The sequence below is a fragment of the Mesorhizobium sp. M0800 genome (genome assembly GCF_040320095.1).
Taxonomy (GTDB): Bacteria; Pseudomonadota; Alphaproteobacteria; order Rhizobiales; family Rhizobiaceae; genus Mesorhizobium.
The window spans coordinates 43083-68246 of record NZ_JAMYOZ010000034.1 but is presented as its reverse complement, the minus strand read 5'-3'; the positions used below and the strand labels follow the sequence as shown (position 1 = coordinate 68246).

Here is a 25164-nt window from a genome sequence, read left to right as displayed (position 1 = left end):
CGGGCGCGCTGATCCTGCGCCATGCCTGCACCGGCTGCGGCGTCCACATGCACGGCCCGGTCGAGCGCGACCACGCTTTCAAGGGGCTGTCCTTCATCCATCCCGAACGCTTCCAGGAAGACGGCTGGTCGCCGCCGGGCTTCACCGCCTTTGTCTCTTCGATCATCGAATCCGGTGTCGATCCGAGCCGCATGGACGGCATAAGGTCACAGCTGAAGTCGATCGGGCTCGAACCTTATGATTGCCTCAATCCAGGACTGATGGACTATATCGCCACCTGGACGGCCAAGAGATCCGGCGCGTTGCCGGCCTAACGACTGATCAGACACTATCCTTGGGGGCCGGACGAAATCGCCCGGTCCCAGGCGTTGGAACGAACGCAGGCGAGCGCGTAGACGGACACGCTTCGTAAGTCATTGCCGACGTGCTGTCAGCCTCGGGGGGCGTTGGGCCAACGGGAATACGCTGAAATTGGTCCAACCGGATCGCATAGCTTCAAGATCAGCGACTGCGATCAGTTGGTTCTGGCTTGGCGCGGCCCAGATCGTGGACTAGCTTGGATATGGCGGGCAAAGTCGCGCCCAAAGCGCGATGGCGGCAAGGTGTTACAGTACGGCATCGAGCGCCTAGCGGGGCTTGAACGGCAGCACCATCAGCTTGCTGCGTTTGTCCAGGAAACCAGCCCGTATACCAGCGCGACCCCAGACCAGCCGATACCATCGGTGCGGCCGCGAACAAGGCAGGCGTCGGGGAAGCGTCGTGTGGCGGCCGGCAACAATGCGAAAGCCGGCGGTCACTAGCTGTCACGCGAAGCCGGAAGTCGGTCACGACCTGTCTCTGTTTCAATGGATCTGTCGCTGGCACATTCGGCCGATTTGGGCCACCGGGCAAGACATTGCATTTCAGAACGGCCACATCTGCCGCGTGGCGCCGCGGAAATCATGGGCACATTCTGCTTTAGCCGGCCAAGATGGCAATGTACTATTTGCCAATAAGCTGGCCATGGTTGCAGGACTATTCTAGGCCAGACCAAACCGAAATGAAGCTGATGACCGATCGCGCCAGGTTCCTGATCATTGACGACCATCCGCTGTTTCGCGAGGCGCTGCATAGTGCCGTGCAGATGGCCTATCCGGAAGTCGACACGGTGGAGGCGCGCTCGATTGCCGAGGCGCTCGAGCTTCTGACGGATGCCAAGCCGTTCGACCTGGCGCTGCTCGATCTCAGTATGCCCGACGTGCATGGGTTTGACGGGCTGCTGCAGCTCAGGACGCGTTATCCGCGCCTGCCGGTGGTCATCGTCTCCGGCTATGAGGAACCGAAGATCATTTCCGAGGCGCTGTCCTACGGTGCGGCCGGCTTCATCCCGAAATCGGCACGCAAGAGCGACCTTGCCGCCGCCATCCGCTCGGTGATGGAAGGCGCGATCTATGTTCCCGAGACCTATGAAGGCCGGCCGCGCGACGCCGACAGCACCGACCGCGCCGAGATGGTGCAGCGCCTGGCTACGCTGACGCCGCAGCAGCTCAAAGTGCTGCAGATGCTGCGCCAGGGCCTGCTCAACAAGCAGATCGCCTATGAGCTGCAGGTCGGCGAGACCACCGTCAAGGCGCATGTCTCCGAAATCCTGCGCAAGCTCAACGTCTACAGCCGCACCCAGGCGGTGATCGAGGTCTCAAAGCTCGACAATGCCGAGCTGTTTCGCGATCCGGCGGGGTTTTGAGAGCGCTCGCTAAAAAGCGCACTGTCACCGTAGTCGACCGCACTCGTGTCACCGCAATCGGACTAGACTAGCGACGGCTCTCACGTTCCTGACACCAGCTAAGCAACCCGCGCCTCTCTAGTCAGATCAAATTCACGCGGCGATTGCTCTGCAGCAGTTAGCCGCTTTCCCTCGTCTAGTAAAATGGCGGCCCCGGGTCCAACGTAGAATGCTTTAATTTTACTAAATTGCTTTTTGAATGCTCTATTAAAAGTCTTCATTAGCTCCTGAGCGAGCGGCGTGTCGGAGACCGTTGCCACGCGGCCATTTATCACAACATCTTCAGCCCATCGCCCACCAGGGGAAAAAGTTACTGTGTCCGGATTGCTAAGCTGATCTAGCGAATACCGGATGCCGGAAGGTGTTTTTATCGGCCTCACCTCAATGGGCACAGCGTGGCCAGTGACAAGAAATGATCGACCGCTAGAAGCCGATTCAGTGGTTGATTGCCCAAGAGTTGGAATTTGCATTCTATTGCTAAAAGAGTCGAATTCCATCTTGGGAAAATGACCTATGAGGATGTATTTTATCGAAATTTCACGTTCTACTGCCTCCAATACGGGAAGAAGATCGTCCTTTAGCGCGAAGAAGTGAATCTGCTTCATATGAATTACCGCCTAGGCACAAGTAATGGCTGGGAATACGGTGACGCGTGTGCTGGGAAGATACGACCAGTTCAAGCCAGCAGATGCGCCAGCAGCGCCCTTAGCTGCGCTGGCTTCAACGGTTTGCGCATCAGCTCGATGCCGGCGGCGCGGGCGGCGTTGGCGACTGTCTGCGAACCATCGGCGGTGACGATGAGCGCCGGCACGGCGCGACCGAGATAATCACGGACCTCGGCGATTGTGGTGGTGCCGAGGTCGCCGCCGTCGAGATGCTGGTCGGCTATGACAATATCTGGCAACCAGTCGGTATCGCCTAGCAAGTCGAGCGCGTCACCGGTCGAGGTGGCGGGGCGCACCAGGCATTGCCAGCGCTCGAGCAGGGAGGTCATCGCCTGCAGCACGTCGATGTCGTTCTCGACCAGCAGCACCCTTGTGCCGAACAGACCGTAGCCGCGCGGCCGCTCCATGTCGACGGTGCTGGCGATTGGATCGGCCGTGTCGCCGATCCCGACCGGAACGTCGATATGGAAAATCGTGCCATGTCCGACCTTCGACGAAAACGTGACGGGATGGCCGAGGGCCGCGGCGATGCGGCGCACGATGGCCAGCCCCAACCCCAGCCCGCCGGCGGCAAGCCCGGCATCCGTCGGGATCACGCCGCGATGGAATTCCTCGAACACCGCCTCGCGCTGGTCGTCGGGGATGCCGCAGCCGGTATCGGCGACGTCGATGCGGATCGTGTCGCCGCGATGTCTGGTGCCGACCAACACGCCGCCCGAGCGGGTATAGCGCAGTGCATTGGACAGGATGTTCTGCAGGATGCGGCGCAGCAAGGTTCGGTCCGAACGAACGAGCGCATTGACCGGCCGGAACTTCAGCGTCAGCCCCTTCATCTCCGCAACCGGCTGAAAATCCGAGCGCAGAGACGAAAACAGCGTCTCCAGGCTGACATCGGTGATGTCGGGCTGCACGACGCCGGCATCGAGCTTGGAAATGTCGAGCAAGGTGCGGAGCAGGTCCTCCATGGTCTCCAGCGATCGCTCGACCTGGCGGACCAGCTTTCTGCCTTCCTCGCTGGTCTGTACTTCGGCAAGCGCCGAGACCGACAGATGCGCGGCGTTCAGCGGCTGCAGCACGTCATGGCTGGCGGCCGCCAGGAACCTGGTCTTGGACAGGTTCGCCAGCTCGGCGTTTTCCTTGGCTGCGTTCAAGTCGATGTTCGACTGCTCCAGCCGGCGCAATGTCGAATGCAGCTCTTCGGTGCGGCTGCGCACCCGGCTCTCGAGCGAAATGGCGGTCTGGAACAGCGAAAAGGCATTGCCTTGCTGGTCCATGGAACGCTCGACGCGGCTGATCAGCGCGGCGTTGATCTTCTTCAGCTTTTCCAGGTCGTCGATGTTCCTGAGCGGCATCCCGGATTTCCTACTCCGCCGCTTCGGCCGCATTGCGTTCACCGAAGGCGATGCCGGTGAAGGTCTGGTTCAGATGCATCGAACGGTACTGTTCGCCATAGGTGCCGAAGCCGAGGACATTGTTGACCTTGTAGAGTTCCGAAATCTCGCGATAGACCTGCCGATTGCGCGCGTCGAGCCGGCGCAGCACGCAGTCGAAACCGAGGATCAGGTCGATGCCGCCAAGCCTTTTGCTGACGTCGCTGAGAGCGGCGCGGGTCGCCTCGACCATGTCCTTAGGCTGGGCGACGGCAAGCACGACACCATCGTCGATGGCGCAGAAGAACGACAGCGAGCCGTCCGCATGCATCTTCTGGATTGAACGGCAGTAAAATTCGCCGCCGACTTTCACCACCACCGGGTGCGAGGCAAAACTCAGTGGCGTCAGCATTTGCGCGACGACGCCGACCGAGGCGGCATATTCCTCGGCGGCAATGGTGGCGTTGAATTCGCGCACGATGCGATGATCGGGATCGGATGCCGTCACCACCAGCTTCTCGTCGGTGGGAACGAAATTGTCGGTCTTGAAGACGTGGAAAGGAATTTCCGTGGTGATCAGCACGATGATGGCGCTGTCGGAGGTCACTTTGCCGTTCGAGATCAGCCGCGTTGTCTCGAATTTCAAATCATCGCCAGCCGACCCGCCGATCAGTGGGATGTCGTCGAGCCCCCAATGGATGGCGGAAGTCACCGCTTCTTCGGCATAAGACAGGCCGTCGATCAAGCAGAGCGCGAAAGTGGTGTCGGCTCGCTCGTGCCCGAGGCGCTCGTGTAACGAACGCCTCAGCGCCTCGACTTCGCCGGTAATCCCGTCCATGCCCGATGAGGACAGATTTTCGACCATGGTGCTGGCTGCCGAAAACGATGCGCAGGGAAGCAGCATAGCCAGGATCTGGCCTTCCTCCAGCCCTTTGGGCGTTATCTCACCGGCTGTCGAGCAGCCGGCATAGTGGAGCGCCGGCGCGTGGGTCTTCAGCGCTTCCGACAGGGCGACGGCCTCTATGAGGCTCTGCGAGAAAAACAGGAGGGCAAACCCGGCGTCAATGGCCGCTGCTTCCGCTGCCACCGCCCGGGCGAACGCATCCGCGTCAGATTCGTCGGTGGTGAGCACCGAAAGGCCGCATGCATAGCGCGTCCGTGACTTGGCCAGCGGCTTCCTCCTCCATTTCCTCCGACGCTTTTTTTGTGCGCGTCTGGCGCGCCGGCGTCGAGGTCATTGTTGTCTTGAAGCGGTGCTTTGGCAATGAGCCAACATGATGGATTTGAAGTTTCTGCCGTTTGACGGCGTCCGCGCAGCCGCTCACAGACGGAAGGCCGCATCGCATCGCCATCGCGTTCGCTTCGTTACGCCGTTTCCTGCCTTTGCGTGACAACTGGGTCATCCAGCGGGCAGTGCAACATCACGACCGATGCGGAATCCGCCAAAGCGGTGCGAAACTTCGTAGGAGCAAGGTCTTCGCGAGTGCCGAGCAGGGGATGTTTGTCACCACCGCCTCTCGTTCTCGAAAGTAGCGCGAGCGCTACCGAGGAAGGCCCGAGAGACGAAGTCAAAGCTGCATCTGGAGCTGATCGACGGAGAGCAGTTGCTTGAGATGCTTTACACAACCAATGCGCCGAAGCCTGCCCTGCCTCCGCCGCAGGTCAAACTCGACCAGGAATGGCGGGACGTCCATGGCCCGGGCCATTCTCGCACTCGACTTTTTACTGATTACATGAGCGGATGGCCCCGTGGGGGAGCCGCAGACGCGCTCGGCCGAAAGTGTCTAGCATTTGGTCGAGATCGATCGGGTCGAAGCCAATTTCCGCCCCTTGCAAGACATTCAAATTTGAGCTTCCGCACTCATGCTTTGTCGAGAGTATCTCCGTAGGTTTTAGCCGTTCTAAATGGCCGTCGGCGACGATGACGACGAAATAGGAGAACGCAATGGCTCGCAATCACGTTGAACGTCTTGGAGAGTTTAGGGAAATCTTGGTCGCGACTCGACGCGAAGGAGTCCGTAACGTGCACCATACTCGCGACGCAATGCGGGCAAGTGGCTTTCAGATCGGGGACAGCGACGGCTCCAGCTACGGAGCCGAGCTGAAGGTGCTCCAAGAGGAAATTGAGGCAGTCGATCGCGCCATCGAAAACGAGAAGCGGTTGGCCTTGGCCCTCGAGAGCGCGGCTCAATCCCGCCGACCGACTAAACCGAGAATCGTGAAGGGCACATAGAATCCGGTAAGGCCCTTGGCGCCCGTCGCGTCGATCGCCTTCGCTACAGTGTCGGGCTCGTCGCCGCCGTGGTGCAGCGCCCTAAAAGCGGACGTTTCGCTTTCGGCCCCTAGTGCGACGTAGAGCATCTGCTCGGCAAAAATCGCTCCTGTGAACTCCGACCTCGCATGGCGGACCAACAGGTTCGGCCAACATCATGAGCCGTAGTCCCAATAAACATGCAGTTCAGACAATCGATTACGCGTCTTTGTTGAAGTCGTGCCATGCGGCCGATCCGAGAGGGTCGGCCACCTCCAGCATCCTTCACTGACTGAAATACGCTTGAAAATCGGGGGCCCCATGTAGACTAAGTTGCATGGACTAAGTCATGAGGCCCGCAATGCGCACCGTCAATATCCACGAGGCCAAGACGCATCTGTCTCGTCTTGTCGACAGGGCGGCCAAAGGCGAATCTTTCATTATTGCCAAATCCGGCAAGCCGATGGTCAAGGTCGTTGCCATAGACGCACCTGCGGCCGGCGAAATGCGTCGGGTGGGGTTTATGGCCGGGCAGTTTTCAGTTCCGGACGATTTTGATCGCATGGCCGATGACGAAATCGAGAAGCTGTTTGGCGGCGATGCATGAAACTTCTTCTCGATACCCACCTTCTGCTCTGGGCGGCGGGCGAGCCCGAAAAGCTCCCGCCCGCAGCCCTCGCTGAGATCGAGAATGCCGATAACCACTTGACGTTCAGCGCCGCAACTCCCTGGGAGATTGCCATCAAACGCGGTCTGGGCCGCCTTGACTTGAAGGGTCGATGCGCGTCTTTCCGTCGGGGCCTGATCGACAATGGCTATGATAAGCTGCCAATCACCGGCGAGCATGCCATTGCAGTGGAGGGGCTTCCACCCATCCACAAGGACCCCTTCGATCGGATCCTCATTGCTCAATCGATTGTGGAAGGCATTACTTTGACCGTCGACGATCGGGTCGCGCAGTGTCCTGCGCCCGTCCGTCGTCTCTGATCAAGCTGGACCGCAGGCCCCTTGGTAGGGTAGTCAGCTATCGCTTCAGACCACCCATGAAAGCCTTTACTCGAGCAGAGTCGACTTGGTTCCACCAGACGCCGTCGTGCTTCAGCGCGCTGGCGATGATGACCCCGTCGACAATGGCAAGGATATCATTGGCGTTATCCGGGGTGACACCGCTGCCGACCAGCGTCGGCAGGCTGGCGGCCTGCTTGATCATACTTATGTAGCCCAAATCCGCGGCGTGACCGGTGCGCTGGCCAGTGGCGATGATGGCGTCGGCGTCGAAGAAGACCAGGTCCTTGACCAGTTCCTCCACCGGGCGGTCGGCGACGATGGCGTGTGCGCCGTGCTTGACATGGGCATCGGCGAAAATGCGGATGCCGTTGGCGCGCAGCCGGGCGCGGTAGCGTGCCGCGCGGCCCGACGCGCCTTCGACAAAACCCTCATTGGCGACATAGGCGTTCGCCCATTGATTGACGCGGACGAAACCGGCGCCGGCAGCGCTGGCGATCGCCAACGCCGGGATCGCGGCATTGGCCAGCACATTGATGCCGATCGGCCTGCCGAGTTCGCGGCGGATGCGCTCGGAAACGACCGCCATATAGGCCGCCGTCTCCGGGCCGATATCATCAGGCTTGGCGAAGGGGATGTCGCCATGGTTCTCGACGATGACGCCGTCGCAGCCGCCGTCGAGATAGGCCTTGGCGTCGTCGAGCCCGCGCTGGTAGATCGCCTCGATAGCCTCGCCGTCATAGCGCGGCGCGCCGGGCAGCGGCGCCAGATGAACGACGCCGATCACCACCTTTGTGCGGCCGAAAAGGTCCACGAGCGCGTCGCCGCCAGATTGGCCGAGCTGGGTCATGAGAGCTCCATTTGATCGATGAGCGCCGCCATCTCGGAGGCGGAAGGACAGGATGCCAGCGTGCCCGGCCGTGTCACGGCGATTGCGGCGGCGGCGAGCGCCAGCTTCAGCGCCGAGATGACCGGCATGCCCCGGGCAAGCCCACCGGCCAGACAACCGCAGAACACATCGCCCGCGCCGCTGGTGTCGAGCGCTTCGACTCTCGGCGTCGGCAAGCGAAGCGGTTCCGTCCGGTCCGTGCCAAGCACGATACAGCCTGCGGCACCGAGGGTGATGACGACGGCGCCTGCGCCTTTGGCCACCAGCGCGCCAGCGGCTGCTGTCATGTCATCCCGGCCGGTCAAGATTTGCGCTTCGGATTGGTTGACCACCAGAACCTCCGCCAGGCCGAGATCGGGCAGCGAGGCCGTGTCGATCGGGCTGGCGTTGAGAACGGTGCGCGCACCGTTTTCCTTAGCTGCTCTGAGGCAGGCATTGGTCACGGCAGTCCGCAAATTTCCCTGGCAGACGAGGATGTCGCCGGGAGCGATCCAGCGGACAAGTGCTGTTTGCGCCACCGGATCGAAGGCTTCGCTGCAGGCGACGCCGCTGACGATGAAATTCTCTCCGCCTTTATCGACGACGATGGTCGAGCGGTCGCTCGGCAGCTCGAATTCGCTCACCTCAAGGTCGGACAGCTCGCTGTCGAGGCGGCTCCTCATCCACGCGCCAGCGGGATCCTTGCCGAGCGCCGTCCAGAACGTCACCTCTGCACCAGTCCGTGCTGCTGCGACTGCCTGGTTGGCGCCCTTGCCGCCGAGCCCGTCGGCATAGCTCACGGCATTCAAAGTCTCGCCCGCGGCAGGGAAGCGGCCGACGCGAAACACGGTATCGACGCAGGCATTGCCGACGACGTGGACATGCATGGCTCAGCTCTCACCGGTCGCCCAGCCCAGCATCTGTTCGAACAGGGTCTTGTAGCCTGGCCAGGCGATGAATTGCGGCGGCAGCCAATGTGGCCCGACATCGGATGTCCAGGCCACGGTGCGGCCCTTGCCGTAATGGCCGGTGACAAGCAGCGGCAGCGAGCCATAGTCCGACGACACGCTGGCCAGGACCTCGGCCCCGTCCTTCAGCGTCACCTCGTTAAAACCGAGCAGGATCGGCCAGTCCGAGCCGAGGCCCCTGAGGATGGGATGGCTCGACCCTGGTTTCGGCACGGGCGCAAAACCTTCGGGAACCTCGACGCGGTCGTCGTAGGCCAGGCAATTCACCGGCAGCACGTCCTCGACCGGCGTCTTGTGGTAGCGCGCGCCGCCATTGATGCCCTGGAAGCTGTAGTAACCGCCGAACATCAATAGACCGCCGCCGCCGCTGACGTAATCGCGGAGCAGGCGCAGGCGGTTCGGCGTCGGCTTGGAGTGGACCCAGGTGTCGGGATGCAGCAGCAGCGTGTTGGCGCCGATGTCGGAGAGCACGACCGCGTCATAGGCCGACAGCGCCTCCATGGTCTGTGGAAAGCCGCGCTGCGCCTCATGCGCCGGCATGAACGTGACGTCGAAGTCGGTCGCCTTCAGCGCGTCCAGCAACTCGTCTGCGCCGGTGTGGTAGGTAACGGTCGGAAACTGGTCGAAACCCTTGATATGGGTCGCGGTCGACACCCAGGATTCGCCGGCAAGCAGGATCTTCTTCTTGGACATTTGAACTCCAGTGTAATTCCAGGCCACTTAGAGCCGCGCGAATACGCTTTTCGGATTGGCGATCAGCATGCGGTCGATGGCCGGCTGCTCGACGCCGTGGCGTTTTAGGCGCGGTATGAAATGCTTTAGGATATAGCCATAGCCGAAGCCGCCGAAGCGCGTCAGCATGATCTTGAGGAACACATCCTGCGACAACAGCAGGCGGTCGCCGAAGCCCGCCTCGACAAGGGCGGCGATGGCGCGTGCATTCTCCTCGTCGGAGGGCGATTGCGCGTCCTGGTCGGCGTAATAATAGTCCATGCCGATCATGTCGTATTCGAGGAACGCGCCGCGCCGGGCGAGGCTTTTCTGGTAGTCGGGATCGTCGTGGCTCGGGTTCATGTGGCAGAGCACGGTGTGGCGAAGATCGGCGCCCTCGGCCTCGACGATATCGAGCACCTCGTGCGCCAGCCGCTCCCAGCCAGGCAGATGGATCGACAGCGGCACGCCGGTTATGCGCGAGGCGCGCGCCGAAGCTCGAAGCGACTTGCGTTCCTCCGCGGTGAAGTCCTTGCTGACGCCGACCTCGCCGATCAGCCCGGCCATGATCGGCGGCTGCGTCTCGCCGCCGCCGACATCGTTGACGATGAACTCGGTCACGGCGTCCACATCCATCGCCTTCAGCCATTCGGGATGGGTGTGCTCGAGATAGAAGCCGGTGCCCATGACGATCTTCAGGCCGGACATGCGGCTGATGCGAGCGAGCTTTTCGGGGGCGCGGCCGATGCCGATATTGGTGGCATCGACCACGGTGTGGCCGCCCAGCGCGCGATAGCGCTGCAGCTCCGACAGCGCCAGGTCGGCGTCGTCGAGCGAAACGTTGTCGCGGTTGACGTAAGGGTTCATGCGCAACTCGCCGATGATCTCGATGTTCACCGGCTGCTCGGCGATCGCCATGTCATCGGGATGGCAGGGGCATTTCCAGCTGCGCGCGCCCTCGAGCAAGATGTGCTCGTGCATCAGCGTAATGCCCATCTCCTCGACCGGAACCGGGCCGAGCACGGTCATCACATGGCCGGTTTCGACCCCGATTGGCAGCCGCCGCCTGGGCACCGCGTCATCGAACAGATTGCTCATCGGCTCAACGGCTCCGCACGGCGCCGCGAAACAGGCGGAAGTTCAGCCAGATGGCGATCAGGATGATCGTTCCAGTGACTATCGGCGTCAGGAAAGGCGACAGATGCGCCAGGATCAGGCCGTTGCCGATGACGGCCACGGTCAGCGCGCCGAGCACCGTGCCGATGATCGTTCCGCGGCCGCCGAACAGGCTGGTGCCGCCGAGCACGACGGCGGCGATGACTTCCAGCTCGAAACCCTGGCCGGCATTCGAAGATCCCGATCCAAGCCGGGCAGCAATAATGATCCCGGCAAGGGCTGCCGCGGTGGCGGAAATCACATAGACGAAGAGCGTCGTCTGCCGCGTGTTGACGCCGGCGCGCCGCACCGCCTCGGCATTGGCGCCGATACCGGTGACATAGCGGCCGAATGGCGTCTCGTTGAAGGCGAGATAGGCGATGGCCAGGATCGCCAGCGCGATCAGCGCCGGCACCGGCACGCCAAGGAACCAGGCGCGGCCCAGCACGGTGAAAGCGCTTCCTGGCTCGATCGGGATGGAATAGCCGCCGGTGATCAGCAGCGCCACGCCACGGATCACCGAAAGCCCGGCAAGCGTGACGATGAACGACGGGATGCCCTCATAGGCAATGAAATAGCCCTGTATCGCCCCAAGCAGGGCACCGAGCGCCAACATGGCGAGGATAACGACTGGCCACGGCAGGCCAAACTGCAAAAGCGTCGCCGACAGCGTCGCCACCAGCGCCAGCACGGAGCCGACCGAAAGATCGATGCCGCCAGTGGTGATGACGAAAGTCATTGCCGCGGCGACGATCAGCAGCGGCGCCGACTGCCGCAGGATGTTCAACAGATTGGGCGATGTCAGAAACGCGTCGGTCGCAACCGAGAAGATAATGCAGACGACCAGAAAGAACAGCGCGATCGAGACGACGCTGCCATTGGCGAGCAGCGCATCGCGCCAGGTGCCCCTGCGTACTCGTGAGGGCTGGGCGGTGTGGATCGCGTCGCTCATGCCGGCGCTCCACCGCGATAGCCATTGGTGGCGGAACGCGCACTGAACTTGCGGCCGACGATCAGATTGACCACGTCTTCGATATTAGTGTCGCCGATAAGCCGCTCGGCGACATTGCGCCCTTCATACATGACCTGAATGCGATCGCAGACGAGGAAGAGATCCTGCAGCCGGTGGGTGATCAGAATGACGCTGACACCGCGCGCACTGACCGCGCGGATCAGTTCGAGCACCGCCTCGACTTCGGCCACGGCAAGCGCTGCCGTCGGCTCGTCCATGATCAGCACCGCCGGCTCGAACGAGGCGGCGCGGCCGATCGCGATCGACTGGCGCTGCCCGCCTGAGAGGTTTTCAACCTTGAGCCGCGTGTCTGCAATGACGATACCGAGCCGATCGAGCATCTGGCGCGTCTCGTCGTGCATGCGCTTCTTGTCGAGAAAGGAAATGCCTGCGATGCGGCGGCGCGGCTCGCGGCCAAGAAACAGATTGCCGGCAACATCGACCGTGTCGCACAGCGACAGGTCCTGGTAGACCATCTCGACGCGCGCCGCACGTGCGTCCGCCGGCGAGCTGAAGATCACCGGCTTGCCGTCGATCTCGATGGTGCCGGCGTCGGGAACCACTGCCCCCGACAGCACCTTGCTCAATGTCGACTTGCCGGCGCCATTGTCGCCGACCAGCCCCAGCACCTCGCCCGGCTTCAGCGTCAGCGACACGTCATCGAGCGTCTGGATGGCGTTGTAGCGCTTTGAGATGCCGCTCATCCGCACCCGATAGGTCTGGCCACTGCTCATCTGGAATTCCACGCGATTGCAAGGGATCCGCGGCGCAGCCTCGGGCGGCGCCGCGGCTCGGTCGCCGACGCAGTTTACTTGAACATCGCGCGATATTGGTCGACATTCTTCTTGGTCACGATCGTCACCGGGATATTGATGATCGGGTCGATTTTCTCGCCCTTCTTGAGCTTGCCCAGCGCTTCGACCGCAGCCTTGCCTTCGCCGGCCGGATCCTGCTGCACGACCGCCACCACCCAGCCGTCGTCGATGCCCTGAACGGCCTGCTTGGTCAGATCCCAGCCAAACACCTTGACGTCGCCGGTGCGGCCTTGGCTGGTCACCGCCGAAACGGCGCCGAGCAAGGCCGGCTCGCCGGTCGCATAGAGCGAGTTCATGTCCGGATTGGCGGTCATCAGGTTTTCCGAAGCGCTCAACGCGGTCTCCTGAACGTTCTGGCCGTCGACTGTGTCGAGGAAGGTGACGGCCTGGCCGCTTTCGGTCACCGCCTTCTTGAAGCCGTCGAGGCGCTGGTTCTGGATGAATGAATTGAGTGCGCCGACGATACCGATCTTGGCCTTGCCGGCCATATCGGTCTTCACATAGTCGGCGTAGAATTTGCCGATGTCCTCGCCGGCCTTGGTGTTGTCGACGCCGATGAAGGAAATATTGTCGCCGTCGGGGATCTGCGCGTCGATGGCTATTACGGGAATGCCGGCCGCCTTGGCTGCAGTGATCGCAGGCTTGACGCCGTTGACGTCGATGGCGACCAGAATGATGCCGTCGACTTTCTGCGTGATGTAGTTCTCGATCGCGTCGTTCTGCGCGCTCGGCACATTGTTGGCGTTGAAAATGACCAGCTTGGCGCCAGCGGCGTCGGCTGTCTTTTGCGCGCCCTCGTTGATCTGGTTGAAGAACAGGGCCTGCTGGTTGATGTTGACGAGAGCGAACGTATCGGCAAGCGCCGATCCCATGGCTGCCGAGCCCATGGCAATGGCGGCGGCACAGCCGGCGAGAAGTTTGAACACACGCATTTCGGTTCCCCTTGCTTGCGGACCAGACCTCGGCTGGTCCCGTTGGTGCTACAGCACGAAGCAAGCATTCAAGAGACTTGAATATTTGTCAATCCAAATGAACGCAGAGCGTTGCTCAGAAAGTCGCCGGCGTGTTGACCCAGAAAATGCTAGCGCGTTCCTCGCCGATGTTGCGGTAATGATGCGGCAGCTCCGACCTGAACACGAAGGCATCACCCGTGGCGAGAGCATGGCTCTTGCCGTCGACGATCAGTTCGATCCGCCCGGCGAGCACGTAGCCGACTTCCTCGCCGGCATGCTGGATCGGACCTTCGCTCGAGCCCTCTGCCTCGATGTGATGGATGTTGCATTGTAAGAGGTGGCCAGGCGAATACGGGATGATGCGTTCGAGCGAAATTCCTTCGCCACGCCGTAGCGCGTCGAGCGCGATCAAAGGCCTTGCGCCCGCCCGGAATACGATCGCCTCGTCGTCGTCGACTTGCTCGAACATCCAGCCGATATTGGTGTCGAGAACCTCGACCAGACGGTGAAGCATGGGCAGGGACGGCGAAGCCTTGCCGTTCTCGATCTTGGACAGCAGGCTTTCCGAGCAATTCGCAGCCGCGGCCAGCGTTTTCAGCGTCATGCCGCGTGTCTGGCGGGCGAGGCGCAGCCGAGTTCCAAGTCTTGCGGCATTTACGGTGGCGTCCGTTTCTGATTCTGGCCGCCGTCGATCGATTTTGTTCATCTGTTCGCCAACCATTCAACGGTCAAGGGCAACTATCGCGCGAGCAAAAGACCTCGGCTGACGATTTGCAAGTGCTGATACGTCAAATTCGAGACTGCAGCCGCAGCTACCTCATCTGGCGAATGCCGCTCCCGCATGAACCATGCTGATGATCCCGCGCCAGTTATCCTCTATCGCTTGGCTGTCCATCGTGGTCGAAATCGCCAGCCGTTACCGCGTTTGCGTCACGTGGCGAGTGTACTTGGAACGACAATGCGGGCAAGGCGGGCCACGCAGCCAATCTACACAACCACGGCCGCGCCGACACGATAAAATCCGGACTGTCACCGAATTTGCGGAGCGCGCCCAGAAGTCACCCGCGGCAGCGCCGCGTGGAGTTACGCCCAGGGCGCGCAGGCTCTCGATAGCCGCGACGTATCCAATGAAATCCCTGGGGCAGTCGCGCACCGCTTGAGCTTAGGTAATTTTGAGAAAGTCCAACAGAATTAATGGACTAGCACCTTGCTGATGTAAGTTGCGGAAGCGACGCGCGGTTAATGCTTTAGAAGTATAGACACATCGACACGAGGTGCGAAGAAGCAACGCCAATACAGCTGGTTGGTTACAACATATTTATTTTCGCAGATATGGTATTGCCCGTCCGGGGATTCCTGTACACGGTCCCGTGGGATGGTGAAATTATGCGGCAAATAAGTGTACCCGCCGTCTACCCTGGACCGCACCGAAGACCGAGGTATGGCGCGGCAATCTGAACCGCCGCAGCACTTGAATTTGGTCTGTGGGTCAATCTTATCTTCGTACCAATCATGGGCGTTAGCGGCTGTTGCTGCGGCGATACACATCGCCGTGAAGATGAGCCTTCGCATGGCATTCCTCAAGTATCTGGCAGGCGCTGCTCGTTGGGGTTTCCATGTATATTAGCGTTCCATTGAAAATACCATTGGCCTCCGACCGACTTAACGCAGCTCCAGCAAGCGACGCTCGCAACGAAAGACCGCATGGGTCACGTCAGGACGACGCTTTCGCCGACCAAAGGTCCGCTCTTGTCGCTCCGGGTTGAAAACCCGACCGTCTGCTCTGCGACTAAACTCAGCCGTATCGGCAGATCTTGCTGGTGCCCAGAAGCAGACATCGCGGGATCATTGTGGAGGTCGTGGTCGCGCCATCTGCAGACCTTCGTTGAGGACTGCGGCGATGTGGGAAACAGGATACAAAGCGGCCCTTGTGGGAGGCGTCCACGGCGTGACGGCCGGATTGAGGTGCGCGCCCGAGACTGGCCCAATCGCGTAAGCCAGGGCGGTTACAGCGATGCCGAAGCTGAGGCCGATGCCCAGCGACCGACCCGGCAGCAGCCCGCCAAAGCCGCCTGTCACCACTGACGCGCAGCCGAGGAAGACAAGACAGAAGGTGCCGAAAAGCTCGGCGGCGACGCTTTCATGATCAAATCCCCTTGGAATTGTGAGGCCTCACTCTTCACGACTTGGAGCCGAATGCAATGCGCCGTTGCGGCCATGGACCGGATTTGTTGGCCCGCAGCGCTGCGGGTAGCCACTGCGCGCGCGGACAACCGTCCGCCACGACAGTAAGCGGAAGATGCGGCTGTGTGCAGCTAGATCTCTACCGCACACGGGCGGATAGAATACCAAGCGACGCGCTTGCCGGGTGGCGTCAGACGCTGTGGGGGGATTTTTTCGATCGAGACCCGATGATCCTGAACTTCGCGCAGGCCCGCGATAGTCTCGGCCAGACCGCGCGATGCAGCCCGATCCTCTTTGGACGATAGGTACCCCAAAATTGAACCACCCCGCCTGTCACCGTCACGCCGGAATCGGCCACCGATGATCATGGCTCAACCCGGAGTGCCTCCAGGAGTTGATCCCGAATACTGCTGTTGTTGGCCGCGGTTCGGACGAGTGGGCTTTCTCTAGCAGTCGCCAGCGGCGATCCAGTCCGGGCACTTCCGTGCTTTCGCCGCCCGCAATGCGCTCAGAAATCCATATCCATGTCGTGATGATGATGCTCGTGACCTGGAAGCTCCGGCGGCGGCGGGCCAGGCACTTCGGCCACCATGACTTCCGTTGTAAGGAGAAGGCCCGCAACCGAGGCCGCGCCCTGGAGCGCCGTTCGCACCACCTTGGCCGGGTCGATGATGCCCTTTGACACCAGATCCCCGTACACGCCCGATTGGGCATCGTAGCCATAGGCGTTGTCGTCGTTTTCGAGGATCCCGGCGATGACGACCGAGTCTTCCAGGCCGGCATTGATCGCGATCTGCCGAGCCGGCCAGGTGATCGCCTTCCTGACGATCGCGATGCCGACCTGCTGGTCCTCGTTGCCGCCCTTGATCTTCTTGAGCGCCCTGCCGGCGCGCAGCAAGGCGACCCCGCCGCCCGGGAGAATGCCCTCTGCGACCGCGGCTCTTGTCGCGTTCATCGCGTCATCGATGCGATCCTTCTTCTCCCTGACCTCGACTTCGGTGGCACCGCCGACCCGGATCACGGCGACGCCACCGGCGAGCCTGGCCAGCCGCTCCTGGAGCTCCTCGCGGTCGTAATCGGAGGTGGTTTCCGCAAGCTCGAGCTTGATCTCAGCGATGCGGGCCTCGATGCTTGCCCGCTTGCCGGCGCCGCCGACGATCGTGGTGTTTGCCTTGTCGATCATCACCTTCTTGGTGCGCCCGAGCATATCGAGGGAAGCATGCTCGAGCTTGATGCCCAAATCCTCCGAGATCACCGTTCCGCCGGTCATCAGCGCGAGATCCTGCAGCATCGCCTTGCGGCGGTTTCCGTAGGCCGGCGCCTTCACGGCTGCAACCTTGAGAGCGCCGCGCAACTTGTTGACCACCAGCGCCGCAATCACCTCACGCTCGACATCCTCGGCGATGATGAGCAGCGGCTTGCCGGCCTGCACCACCTTCTCCAGCAGCGGCAGTGTTTCGTTCAGGCTGGACAGTTTCTTCTCGCTGATGAGGACATAGCCATCCTGCATCTCGACCCGCATCTTTGCGCGATTGGTGATGAAATGGGGCGAGATATAGCCGCGGTCGAACTGCATGCCCTCGACGAATTCGAGTTCGGTTTCGAGCGAGGTCCCGTCCTCGACAGTGATCAGGCCGTCATTGCCGACCCTCTTCATGGCGTCGGCTAGGCAGCGGCCAATCTCCCTATCGCCGTTGGCCGAGATGGTGCCGACTTGCGCAATCTCGACGTTCGAGGTGACCTTCGTGGCGTTGTTCTTGAGTTCGGCGACGACGGCTTCGACCGCGAGATCGATGCCGCGCTTCAGGTCCATGGGATTCATGCCGGCGGCCACCGCCTTGGCGCCCTCCCGGACGATCGCATGCGCGAGCACGACGGCGGTGGTCGTGCCGTCGCCGGCCTGATAGGAGGTTCTTGTTGCGATCTCGCGCACCATCTGGGCGCCCATGTTCTCGAACTTGTTGTCGAGTTCGATTTCCCTGGCGACGGTCACGCCGTCCTTCGTGACCCGCGGCGCGCCGTGCTCCCTACCGACCGCGACGTTGCGCCCTAGCGGGCCAAGCGTGACGCTCACCGCATTCGCCAGGGTGTCAATGCCGCGCAGCATTCTGTCGCGAGCCTCGAACGAGAACATGATTTCCTTGGCAGCCATTTCCTTGAACCTTAAGACCCAATCTTCGGGGAACGTCCGGACAACGGCGAAGCTTCATTCGCCGCTCAGGCGAGATTGTCGCGTGGCAGCCCGTCCGGCGATACGCTCAAGGTCCGCGAACACACGGTAGCGCCATTCCCCCTGCAGACGCGCGATCGCATCCGCAAAGAAACCGTCATAACTCGTAATGCCTGGCTCCAAGATACCGCCTTGCCCATCGGCCATATCGCCCGCATCTCCGGTCATCGGAGGTCCAAATCGCCGCGGCGCAATGACGTTCTTTACGCCGCCAGGTTTGCCGGTGTGCAACGCTGTGGGTTCCGCCATCGCCCGATTCCCCTGCTTGCATACGAATTATGTCGAAGCGCGATCCACGCCGATCCCGCTCGCATCGTTCCTCACGACCCGCGTTCAGGAAGGTCGAAGTTGAGCTGCAACATTCGCGCTATGTTTATCAGAATCGTCTCGCAGACCTTATCTTGATTAGGATCCAGATATTTGACAGTCCAGTTTGCCCCGTTCTCCTTGGTTTCGAGCCGCTGAATCACAAAATCGGTGACGTCCCCGCATCCCGGCTCCTTATGAAGATCCGCGAGGATCAATGCCTTAAGCTCCGAAGCTTCCTTTGTATGTCTTTGCATTGCCGCTCTCCTTCCGGAAGACAACTTTCTATGGATCGATCAACTGCATAATCGTGATCTCCGTCATCCCAGGGATCGTGTCATCGCACCAGTTCACCCAACCTGGCGGCAATGCCGCTGCTTGGTGTGTCAGAGTCTAGCCCCTCCACGAATTGCCCCTGTGGGTTCATGATGTAGATGTGGGTGCCGTGATCCATTAGGTAGTCGTCACCGCCCGCTTCGCCCTGGCGCGCCACGCCGTAGGCGCCATATGCCTCCGAAACCGCAGCGATTTGTTGTGGGCTGCCGGTCAGTCCCACGATGCGCGGATCGAACGCCGCGGTAAAGCTTCCCATCACCTCAGGCGTGTCGCGTTCGGGATCGACGGTGATGAAGAGCGGTTGCAGTTTTGCGGCGTCGGGGCCGAGTTCCTCAATCGCCGCGGCGATTTCGGACAGAGTCGTCGGACAGATGTCGGGACAAGACGTATAGCCGAAGAAAACCAGCAGCCATTTGCCGCGATAAGTCTCATCGGTGACCGTCGTTCCGTCCGGCGCCGTGAGCGTGAATGGGCCACCGACCGTCACAGGCGCCGTGTCAGCTCGCACGAGCGGTTGGAAGATCGACAGGGCCGCTGCGAATATGATGCAGAAGAGGGGATGCGGACCGTAGGCCCAAGGGCGGAGGAGTCGATGCCGTCGCTTCATCAAGGACCTCCGGCACTTCGAGAATGACGCGCCAAAACCCCCGCGTGTGTTTGTGATTAACAAATTCGCCTAAACCAACCCACTTTATCATATTTTGTTGCTGGATGGCTAGACATGGCACTGGTTTGGCCCTATTTTTAAGAGTTGCCCCTCATCTCTCTTGAAGGAGGTGGCTTTTATGATGATTCGCGAATTGATGAGCGGACTAGCGGCGATCTCTTTCGTTGCGACAATGTCCGCGCCTGCGCAAGCCTACGAAGTGGGTCCGGTCACGGGAGGCGGAACGATCGAGGGTACGATCGTCTACCGCGGCGACGTGCCGACAACAAAGATCATCCCCACCAAGAATATCGAGGTGTGCGGCGACCCCCGCGAGGAGCCGCTGATCGAAGTCGGCAGCGATCAGGCCGTGCTGAACGCGGCGGTGCAGCTGGTCGACGTGGCACAGGGAAAGGCCTGGCCGCAGCCCGGAAAGCTGCCTGAGCTTAACAACCTCAAATGTCGCTTTGAGCCCGCGGTGCAGATGATACCGGCCGGTTCGTTGGAGGTGGTCAACAGCGACCCAGTGCTCCACAACACCCACGGCTATTATGGCAAGCGCACCGCCTTCAACCTGGCGCTGCCCAATAAGGGTCAGCGCATACCGGTCGAACTGAAGCGTGCCGGCACTGTCCGCATCGATTGCGACGCGCATGGCTGGATGGAGGGCTGGGTCTATGTGGTGGACAATCCCTACTACGCGGTCACCGGCGCCGATGGCAAATTCAGCATAACCGATGTTCCGCCGGGGGACTACAAGCTCGTGGCGATCCATCCCTTCACCGGGCCCATCGAGCAGCCCGTAACGGTAGAGGAGAATAAGGCCACCAGTCTGACGATTGAACTGAAAAAATAACAAAATGGGCGACCCACTGATCCAACAGGGTCGCGTTCCTGCGAGAAGACCGACGCTTTAAGAAACGGTCTGTACTGAGGAGGAACCCTGATGTCTGACGAGCTTGACCGCATTCGGCGCGAAATGCATGCGGTGCTGCAGCAGCCTGGCGTACGCCCCGACGACTCGCTTCAAATCACCCGCCGCACCTTCATTCACAGATCGCTGCTGTTCGGCGCTGCTTCCGTCGGCCAGACCTTCGCGTGGTGGCCGCTGCTCAACACCATCGACGTCGCTCACGCCGCCGAAGCGCCCTTCAAGTTTGCCTGGATTTCGGACACCCATCTCTACGAGAGATCCCTCAACACGCGCTTCGTCGACAAGGTGGTGCGCGCCGTGCAAGAGGTCCAGGCCATGGATCCGCCGGCCGACTTCCTGATCTTCGGCGGCGACCTGGCCCAGCTCGGAAAAATCGAGGAACTTGAGCTTGGCGTTGAGCTCCTCAAGGATCTGACGATCAAGAAATACTACATCCCGGGCGAGCATGACTGGTATCTGGATATGGGCCAGAAGTGGGGCGAGTTGTTCGGCCAACCCAACTGGACCTTCGATCACAAGGGCGTGCGCTTCATTGGGCTCGATACGGTCAGCCGGGGACCGGACTACTGGACAGCGAAGAAGATGACGCCAGAGGAGCGCATGGGCCATATGGCTACCCTCGACGGCACGGTTGCCGGCGCGTGGGCCGGCGTCGGCCGCGACCAGCTCGACTGGATGCAGAAGACACTCGCCGACTGGGATAAGTCCAAACCGATCGTCATCTTCAGCCATAATCCGCTGTACGAGTACTACCCGCCCTGGAACTTCTGGGTGCGCGACTGGCGCGAAGTGAATGACGTGCTGAAGCCTTATACCAAGGTCACCAACATCCACGGTCACGTGCACCAGGTGCTCTACAACGAGATCGGCAGCATGCGCTCGATCGGCATGCTGGCGACCTCCTGGCCGTGGCCGTATGCGCCGGAAGGCTTGCCCAAGCTTACCAAGCCGATGATCCGTGTCGATCCGGGCGATCCCTTCGACGGGGTCGGTTGGGAAACCGTGAACGTCAACGCCGACGATAAGGTCGATGTCGAGTACATCATGTGGGGCCGCAAGGAGGTGTTCGTCCAGTCGCCGGAGGACCACGACAAGAGCATTGCGGAGGTCATACGGTCACGCATCGCCGACAAACAGTACCCATGGGCAAATCCATAAGGGTGGTGGCTATGATAAACACATCGACATTCCTCCGCATTCTGAGGCGTTCCACCGTCGCCGGAGCACTCGTCGCAGCTGCCGTCGTCGGGCCGGCCAGTGCCAACAAGGATCCGGTGACGCCAAAGCAGCTGAAACTCTATGAAGAAGCGTTCATGGAGGAGGTCAGGAAAGGAGACCTCCTGTTCCATGGTGATGCGGCGATGAAGGAGCAGTTGGGCGTCAAGCTGTCGACCACCGGCTGGGCCTGCGCCATGTGCCATCCGATGGCATCCGATACCCATCCGCAGGCGTTCCCGAAGTTCCAGGCGTCGATGGCCAAGTTCGCGACACTGCGCGACATGATCAACTGGTGCATCGAGAAACCGAGCCAGGGCGAGAAGATCGATCCCGAATCGGAGGCGATGAAGGCGCTCGAGGCGTACATCACCTGGTCGAACAGCGGCTCGGTGTTGGTGCCAGGCAAATACTAGTCTCGTCGATAGCCGGGGGCACCGGCTTCAGGGAGCGCGAAGCGAGTCCGCCATCGGAGTGACACCTCGATGGGGAACGGTGGGCTTAAAGCAGTCGTGCGGCCCGGGAACCGCGCGGGGAGGGCCATGCGTTGGCAGAGACTGGGATGGTGCTGCGCGGCAAGTTCGCGAATGTGGACCTGGATGCGCTGGTCGACAAACGGGTCGTGCGGACCTGGCTTTATTTCGGCATGTTCTGGCTGATGGTGACGCCATCCGTCGGCGTCATGATCTCGGGCACCTTCAACTACCCCGACTATCTCGGATCGGGGAACCTCGAGCTCACCTTCGGCCGGCTGCGCCCGGTCCACGTCAACGGTGTCATCTTCGGCGCCTTCTCGACGCTTTTCATCGGCCTTTGCTACTATCTCGTGCCGCGTCTGTCGGGGGTGCGGGTGATATGGTCGGAGTGGTCGGTTCTTCTCGCATGGGTCTGGAACGTCGCAACGCTTGCCGGTTTGGTCGGCTTGCTGATCGGCGACAGTGACGGTTTGGAAGCCGGAGAGCTTCCGCTCTACGCGAAGGTCGGATTCTTCATCGTGATGTCCGTTGCTACCGCGCAGTTCCTGATCACGATCAGTCGAAGGCTCGAGCCGGCGATCTATGTCGCGCTATGGTACCTGATCGCCACTTTCGTGTGGACGACGATGAACTTCGTGCTTGGAAGCTTCATCCTGCCGTACACGATCTCGGGCATCAACAGCGCCGCCTTCCATGGCCTCTATCTCCACTACATCGTCGGGCTGTGGATAACGCCCGCGGGCTACGTGATCATCTACTATTTCCTGCCGGTCAGCGCGCGAAATCCGCTCTATGCCCATAAGCTCTCGCTGGTAGGCTTCTGGTCCCTGGCACTGTTCTACCCGTTCGTCGGCATCCACCATTACCTCTACAGCCCGATCGCGGACTGGGCCGAGACCTTGGCCGTCGTCACGTCGATGCTGCTGATCATCCCGGTCTGGACAGTGCTGGTGAACTTCTTCGGCACCATGATGGGCAAGTGGCATGAGTTCGGCAGGAACTTGCCGGCGAAGTTCCTGATCATGGGCTCGCTCATGTATCTCGTCGGCTGCTTCCAGGGCTCGACCGAGGCGCTGCGGCAGCTGCAGCAGCCGACCCATTTCACCGATTTCGTCATCTCGCATTCGCATCTCACCGTGTTCGGCACCTTCGTCGTCTGGGCGATGGGGGGCCTCCTCTATACTTGGCCGCGGCTGTTCGGGCGCGAACTCTGGTCCTTCAAGCTCGGCAACTGGTCGTTCTGGCTGATCACCGTCGGCATCACGACCATGGGCCTGGTCCTCACAGCGGGCGGGCTGCAGCAGGGTTATCAATGGATGAATGGGGTCGAATGGCTCGACTCGCTCGTCTGGGTGAAGCCCTACTGGCTGGCGCGGACCCTGGCAGGCATCAGCATGGATATCGGTATGTCGCTGCTGGTGGTGAATCTGATGCTGACCGCACTGACCAGCCCGGCGGCTGAGGCGCGACGCGCCCGCGGGCCGGTGGAGGCGCCTATCCCGGCCCCGGCGGGAGGGCCTGCGCAGTGAACGTTCGCTTCTTCGCGCTGTTCGCCGGCGTCTTCTGCATCACCCTTGCGGTGATCACGCAGGGCGTGCTGCCCTTCGTGGAGCCGTCCTCGCGAACTACGCGCGTGACCTCGGTGGTGCGCACGGATTTCGGCCAGCTGAAATGGACGGTTTCAGAGGCGACGGACTACACCGAGCAGCAGCGTCGCGGCCGCAACATTTACCTGCGCGAAGGCTGCTGGTACTGCCATTCGCAATTCGTGCGGCCGGTGACCGGCGAGATCCGCCGCTGGGGACCGGTCAGCGAGGCGGGCGAATACGCCTATGACGTGCCGCACCTGTTAGGCACACGCCGGATCGGACCGGACCTGACGCGCGTCGGCCTGAAATACAGCGACGAATGGCACCTGGCGCATTTCTACAATCCCCGGATGCTGGTGCCGGACTCGATAATGGCGCCGTATCGCGGCCTCTTCCACGAGCCCGATGCAGCGGTCCGTATCGTTGACGACGGCGCTGGCAATCGGACCCTGGAAAGGACAGAGGTCACCAAAGGCCTGTTCGACTTCGACAGCAAGCAAGCGATCCAGCTGACGCCCAATGCGTACGGGTTGCTGTTCGTGCCGCTGAAGGCGCGCAAAAGAAAGCCGATCATCCTGACGCCGAACGACGAATACACAGGCGAAACCGTCAGCATCGCGGCGGAGACGGAATCGCTGGCGGCGCTTGTTTCCTACGTCCAGAAGCTCGGCACGAACCGGGGTAAATGGCGCGATCTTTTCGAGCCGCAAAGCCTGGAGGTCATGGATGCGACGATGCCGCGCTCCGAGGAATGGATTGCTTATGGCAAGGAAGTCTATGAGCGCCGCTGCATCGGTTGCCACGGTGCCAAAGGCGACGGCAACGGGCCGGCCGCCACCTTTATGTTTAACCAGCGGCCCAGGAACTTCACGTCCGCAGTCTTCAAGTTCAGATTGACAAAGGAGCCCCTGCCCACGGACGGCGACATGCTGCGCACCATTACTCGCGGCATCCGCGGCACGGCAATGCCCCCTTGGTACGAACTGCCGCTCAACGATCGGCTGGCGGTGATCCAGTACATTAAGTATGAGCTAGCGGTTGACCGTTCCAATCCCGCCAGTCCTTACGCTTTCTTCGTCGAGGAACCGCCTGGCCCACCGTTGTATATCGGGCGCCCGCCGACCCCATCCCAGACGATGCTGGACCGTGGCAAGGAGGTTTGGCAGGTGGCGAAGTGCTGGGAGTGCCACGGCCAAGCTGGCAAGGGCGACGGCGAGAAGGCGGCCGGCCTCAAGGATGATATCGGGTTCGCCATCGTGCCGGCCGACCTCACCAGCGGCCAGTTCAAGTCTGGCCCGGCCGTCGAAGACATCTTCCGGACGATAACTACCGGCCTCAGCGGCACGCCGATGCCGTCCTATCGGGATGCCTTTCCGGACGAGGACCGGTGGGCGCTTTCCTATTTCGTGGTGGCGCTTTCCGCCTATAAAGACCCGCTCTCGCTGCAGCCGCTGTCGATCAAGAAGGAGGCCCGCGCGGCGCTGAACGATCTGAAACTGGTCGCTGACAAGCCGGAGCGAGCCTATGTGCCCGATCCGTCGGTGCCGGCGTCCGGCCCGCCAGCTCCGCCTGGCGAGGAACAGGCGCCCACCGGAGGTTAGCGCATGCTCGGTTTTGAAGTCACCGGACCCTATGCGGGCGCCATGCTGATGAGCCTGGCGGCCCTGTTCTTGTTCATCTGGGGCGTCCTATCCGGCGCGTTGAGCGGCACCG

23 protein-coding genes and 2 pseudogenes are annotated in these 25164 nt (G+C 61.4%); 9 read left to right on the top strand and 16 right to left on the bottom strand.

Annotation, left to right across the window (positions count from 1 at the left end):
• Together NKI18_RS28400 and NKI18_RS28395 are read left to right on the top strand one after the other, a co-directional pair.
• Positions 1-314, top strand: a pseudogene (locus tag NKI18_RS28400) (S-(hydroxymethyl)glutathione synthase); the annotation flags it as partial.
• 725 nt (positions 315-1039) lie between these two features.
• Entirely contained in the window at positions 1040-1723 is a 684-nt protein-coding gene (locus NKI18_RS28395) for a response regulator (RefSeq protein ID WP_023679211.1), read from the top strand.
• 98 nt (positions 1724-1821) lie between these two features.
• On the opposite strand, the gene NKI18_RS28390 is transcribed toward NKI18_RS28395, so the two are convergent.
• The 3 genes from NKI18_RS28390 to NKI18_RS28380 all read right to left on the bottom strand — a co-directional run bounded on the left by NKI18_RS28390 (position 1822) and on the right by NKI18_RS28380 (position 4929).
• The gene (locus NKI18_RS28390; protein ID WP_353021366.1) at positions 1822-2367 is read right to left on the bottom strand and encodes a hypothetical protein; all 546 of its coding nucleotides are present in this window, start codon (positions 2365-2367) and stop codon (positions 1822-1824) included.
• A gap of 71 nt (positions 2368-2438) precedes the next feature.
• Positions 2439-3779, bottom strand: a complete 1341-nt coding sequence (locus tag NKI18_RS28385; RefSeq protein WP_352621542.1) for an ATP-binding response regulator — start codon at positions 3777-3779, stop codon at positions 2439-2441.
• Between the two features lie 10 nt (positions 3780-3789).
• Complete coding sequence (locus NKI18_RS28380) at positions 3790-4929, bottom strand: FIST N-terminal domain-containing protein (protein WP_352621540.1); 1140 nt, start codon at positions 4927-4929, stop codon at positions 3790-3792.
• Between the two features lie 1480 nt (positions 4930-6409).
• Here NKI18_RS28380 and NKI18_RS28375 point away from each other — a divergent pair.
• On the top strand, positions 6410-6655 hold the full coding sequence (locus NKI18_RS28375; protein ID WP_352621536.1) for a type II toxin-antitoxin system Phd/YefM family antitoxin: 246 nt from the start codon (positions 6410-6412) through the stop codon (positions 6653-6655).
• Positions 6652-7035: a type II toxin-antitoxin system VapC family toxin gene (locus tag NKI18_RS28370; protein ID WP_352621535.1), complete on the top strand. Its 384-nt coding sequence runs from the start codon at positions 6652-6654 to the stop codon at positions 7033-7035. The genes NKI18_RS28375 and NKI18_RS28370 overlap by 4 nt, the downstream gene beginning before the upstream one ends.
• A 37-nt stretch (positions 7036-7072) precedes the next feature.
• Here the strand turns inward: NKI18_RS28370 and NKI18_RS28365 are convergent, their stop codons facing one another.
• The 13 genes and pseudogenes from NKI18_RS28365 to NKI18_RS28305 all read right to left on the bottom strand — a co-directional run bounded on the left by NKI18_RS28365 (position 7073) and on the right by NKI18_RS28305 (position 19198).
• Positions 7073-7903, bottom strand: coding sequence for a BtpA/SgcQ family protein (locus tag NKI18_RS28365; protein ID WP_352621533.1), 831 nt, complete (start codon positions 7901-7903; stop codon positions 7073-7075).
• Positions 7900-8808 (bottom strand): ribokinase, encoded by a 909-nt coding sequence (locus NKI18_RS28360; protein ID WP_352621531.1) that lies wholly within the window; start codon positions 8806-8808, stop codon positions 7900-7902. Before NKI18_RS28360 ends, NKI18_RS28365 begins: the two co-directional genes overlap by 4 nt.
• Positions 8809-8811: 3 nt before the next feature.
• Complete coding sequence (locus tag NKI18_RS28355) at positions 8812-9582, bottom strand: glutamine amidotransferase (protein ID WP_352621529.1); 771 nt, start codon at positions 9580-9582, stop codon at positions 8812-8814.
• A gap of 27 nt (positions 9583-9609) precedes the next feature.
• A complete protein-coding gene (locus NKI18_RS28350) occupies positions 9610-10698 on the bottom strand; it encodes a phosphotriesterase family protein (RefSeq protein WP_352621528.1) in 1089 nt (362 codons plus the stop codon).
• A gap of 4 nt (positions 10699-10702) precedes the next feature.
• Positions 10703-11707, bottom strand: a complete 1005-nt coding sequence (locus NKI18_RS28345) for an ABC transporter permease (RefSeq protein ID WP_352621526.1) — start codon at positions 11705-11707, stop codon at positions 10703-10705.
• Positions 11704-12501, bottom strand: a complete 798-nt coding sequence (locus NKI18_RS28340) for an ATP-binding cassette domain-containing protein (protein WP_352542621.1) — start codon at positions 12499-12501, stop codon at positions 11704-11706. Before NKI18_RS28340 ends, NKI18_RS28345 begins: the two co-directional genes overlap by 4 nt.
• A 74-nt stretch (positions 12502-12575) precedes the next feature.
• A complete protein-coding gene (locus NKI18_RS28335; protein ID WP_352621524.1) occupies positions 12576-13514 on the bottom strand; it encodes an ABC transporter substrate-binding protein in 939 nt (312 codons plus the stop codon).
• A 115-nt stretch (positions 13515-13629) separates the two neighbouring features.
• The gene (locus NKI18_RS28330; protein WP_023679230.1) at positions 13630-14241 is read right to left on the bottom strand and encodes a cupin domain-containing protein; all 612 of its coding nucleotides are present in this window, start codon (positions 14239-14241) and stop codon (positions 13630-13632) included.
• 1241 nt (positions 14242-15482) lie between these two features.
• Positions 15483-15698: pseudogene (locus NKI18_RS28325) on the bottom strand (aquaporin); the annotation flags it as partial.
• Positions 15699-16227: 529 nt separating this feature from the next.
• The gene (groL, locus tag NKI18_RS28320; protein ID WP_352621522.1) at positions 16228-17871 is read right to left on the bottom strand and encodes a chaperonin GroEL; all 1644 of its coding nucleotides are present in this window, start codon (positions 17869-17871) and stop codon (positions 16228-16230) included.
• A gap of 54 nt (positions 17872-17925) precedes the next feature.
• Entirely contained in the window at positions 17926-18198 is a 273-nt protein-coding gene (locus NKI18_RS28315; protein WP_352621552.1) for a hypothetical protein, read from the bottom strand.
• Positions 18199-18269: 71 nt separating this feature from the next.
• Positions 18270-18512, bottom strand: coding sequence for a hypothetical protein (locus NKI18_RS28310; protein ID WP_023718664.1), 243 nt, complete (start codon positions 18510-18512; stop codon positions 18270-18272).
• Between the two features lie 80 nt (positions 18513-18592).
• On the bottom strand, positions 18593-19198 hold the full coding sequence (locus tag NKI18_RS28305; RefSeq protein WP_352621520.1) for an SCO family protein: 606 nt from the start codon (positions 19196-19198) through the stop codon (positions 18593-18595).
• 181 nt (positions 19199-19379) lie between these two features.
• On the opposite strand from NKI18_RS28305, the gene NKI18_RS28300 reads away from it, so the two are divergent.
• From NKI18_RS28300 to NKI18_RS28280, 5 genes are all read left to right on the top strand, one after another.
• Entirely contained in the window at positions 19380-20093 is a 714-nt protein-coding gene (locus NKI18_RS28300) for a carboxypeptidase regulatory-like domain-containing protein (RefSeq protein ID WP_352621550.1), read from the top strand.
• Between the two features lie 90 nt (positions 20094-20183).
• Entirely contained in the window at positions 20184-21329 is a 1146-nt protein-coding gene (locus NKI18_RS28295) for a metallophosphoesterase family protein (RefSeq protein ID WP_023718667.1), read from the top strand.
• A gap of 11 nt (positions 21330-21340) precedes the next feature.
• On the top strand, positions 21341-21802 hold the full coding sequence (locus NKI18_RS28290) for a c-type cytochrome (protein ID WP_352621518.1): 462 nt from the start codon (positions 21341-21343) through the stop codon (positions 21800-21802).
• 146 nt (positions 21803-21948) lie between these two features.
• The gene (locus NKI18_RS28285; protein WP_352621548.1) at positions 21949-23391 is read left to right on the top strand and encodes a cbb3-type cytochrome c oxidase subunit I; all 1443 of its coding nucleotides are present in this window, start codon (positions 21949-21951) and stop codon (positions 23389-23391) included.
• On the top strand, positions 23388-25052 hold the full coding sequence (locus NKI18_RS28280) for a cbb3-type cytochrome c oxidase subunit II (RefSeq protein ID WP_352621516.1): 1665 nt from the start codon (positions 23388-23390) through the stop codon (positions 25050-25052). The genes NKI18_RS28285 and NKI18_RS28280 overlap by 4 nt, the downstream gene beginning before the upstream one ends.
• The last annotated feature ends 112 nt before the right edge of the window (positions 25053-25164 follow it).

Excerpts from the sequence above, each read along its gene's own strand:
- NKI18_RS28395 (WP_023679211.1), top strand. The coding sequence starts at position 1,040 with ATGAAGCTGATGACCGATCGCGCCAGGTTCCTGATCATTGACGACCAT.
- NKI18_RS28390 (WP_353021366.1), bottom strand. The coding sequence starts at position 2,367 with ATGAAGCAGATTCACTTCTTCGCGCTAAAGGACGATCTTCTTCCCGTA.
- NKI18_RS28385 (WP_352621542.1), bottom strand. The coding sequence starts at position 3,779 with ATGCCGCTCAGGAACATCGACGACCTGGAAAAGCTGAAGAAGATCAAC.
- NKI18_RS28375 (WP_352621536.1), top strand. The coding sequence starts at position 6,410 with ATGCGCACCGTCAATATCCACGAGGCCAAGACGCATCTGTCTCGTCTT.
- NKI18_RS28370 (WP_352621535.1), top strand. The coding sequence starts at position 6,652 with ATGAAACTTCTTCTCGATACCCACCTTCTGCTCTGGGCGGCGGGCGAG.
- NKI18_RS28365 (WP_352621533.1), bottom strand. The coding sequence starts at position 7,903 with ATGACCCAGCTCGGCCAATCTGGCGGCGACGCGCTCGTGGACCTTTTC.
- NKI18_RS28360 (WP_352621531.1), bottom strand. The coding sequence starts at position 8,808 with ATGCATGTCCACGTCGTCGGCAATGCCTGCGTCGATACCGTGTTTCGC.
- NKI18_RS28355 (WP_352621529.1), bottom strand. The coding sequence starts at position 9,582 with ATGTCCAAGAAGAAGATCCTGCTTGCCGGCGAATCCTGGGTGTCGACC.
- NKI18_RS28350 (WP_352621528.1), bottom strand. The coding sequence starts at position 10,698 with ATGAGCAATCTGTTCGATGACGCGGTGCCCAGGCGGCGGCTGCCAATC.
- NKI18_RS28345 (WP_352621526.1), bottom strand. The coding sequence starts at position 11,707 with ATGAGCGACGCGATCCACACCGCCCAGCCCTCACGAGTACGCAGGGGC.
- NKI18_RS28340 (WP_352542621.1), bottom strand. The coding sequence starts at position 12,501 with ATGAGCAGTGGCCAGACCTATCGGGTGCGGATGAGCGGCATCTCAAAG.
- NKI18_RS28335 (WP_352621524.1), bottom strand. The coding sequence starts at position 13,514 with ATGCGTGTGTTCAAACTTCTCGCCGGCTGTGCCGCCGCCATTGCCATG.
- NKI18_RS28330 (WP_023679230.1), bottom strand. The coding sequence starts at position 14,241 with ATGAACAAAATCGATCGACGGCGGCCAGAATCAGAAACGGACGCCACC.
- groL (WP_352621522.1), bottom strand. The coding sequence starts at position 17,871 with ATGGCTGCCAAGGAAATCATGTTCTCGTTCGAGGCTCGCGACAGAATG.
- NKI18_RS28315 (WP_352621552.1), bottom strand. The coding sequence starts at position 18,198 with ATGGCGGAACCCACAGCGTTGCACACCGGCAAACCTGGCGGCGTAAAG.
- NKI18_RS28310 (WP_023718664.1), bottom strand. The coding sequence starts at position 18,512 with ATGCAAAGACATACAAAGGAAGCTTCGGAGCTTAAGGCATTGATCCTC.
- NKI18_RS28305 (WP_352621520.1), bottom strand. The coding sequence starts at position 19,198 with ATGAAGCGACGGCATCGACTCCTCCGCCCTTGGGCCTACGGTCCGCAT.
- NKI18_RS28300 (WP_352621550.1), top strand. The coding sequence starts at position 19,380 with ATGATTCGCGAATTGATGAGCGGACTAGCGGCGATCTCTTTCGTTGCG.
- NKI18_RS28295 (WP_023718667.1), top strand. The coding sequence starts at position 20,184 with ATGTCTGACGAGCTTGACCGCATTCGGCGCGAAATGCATGCGGTGCTG.
- NKI18_RS28290 (WP_352621518.1), top strand. The coding sequence starts at position 21,341 with ATGATAAACACATCGACATTCCTCCGCATTCTGAGGCGTTCCACCGTC.
- NKI18_RS28285 (WP_352621548.1), top strand. The coding sequence starts at position 21,949 with ATGGTGCTGCGCGGCAAGTTCGCGAATGTGGACCTGGATGCGCTGGTC.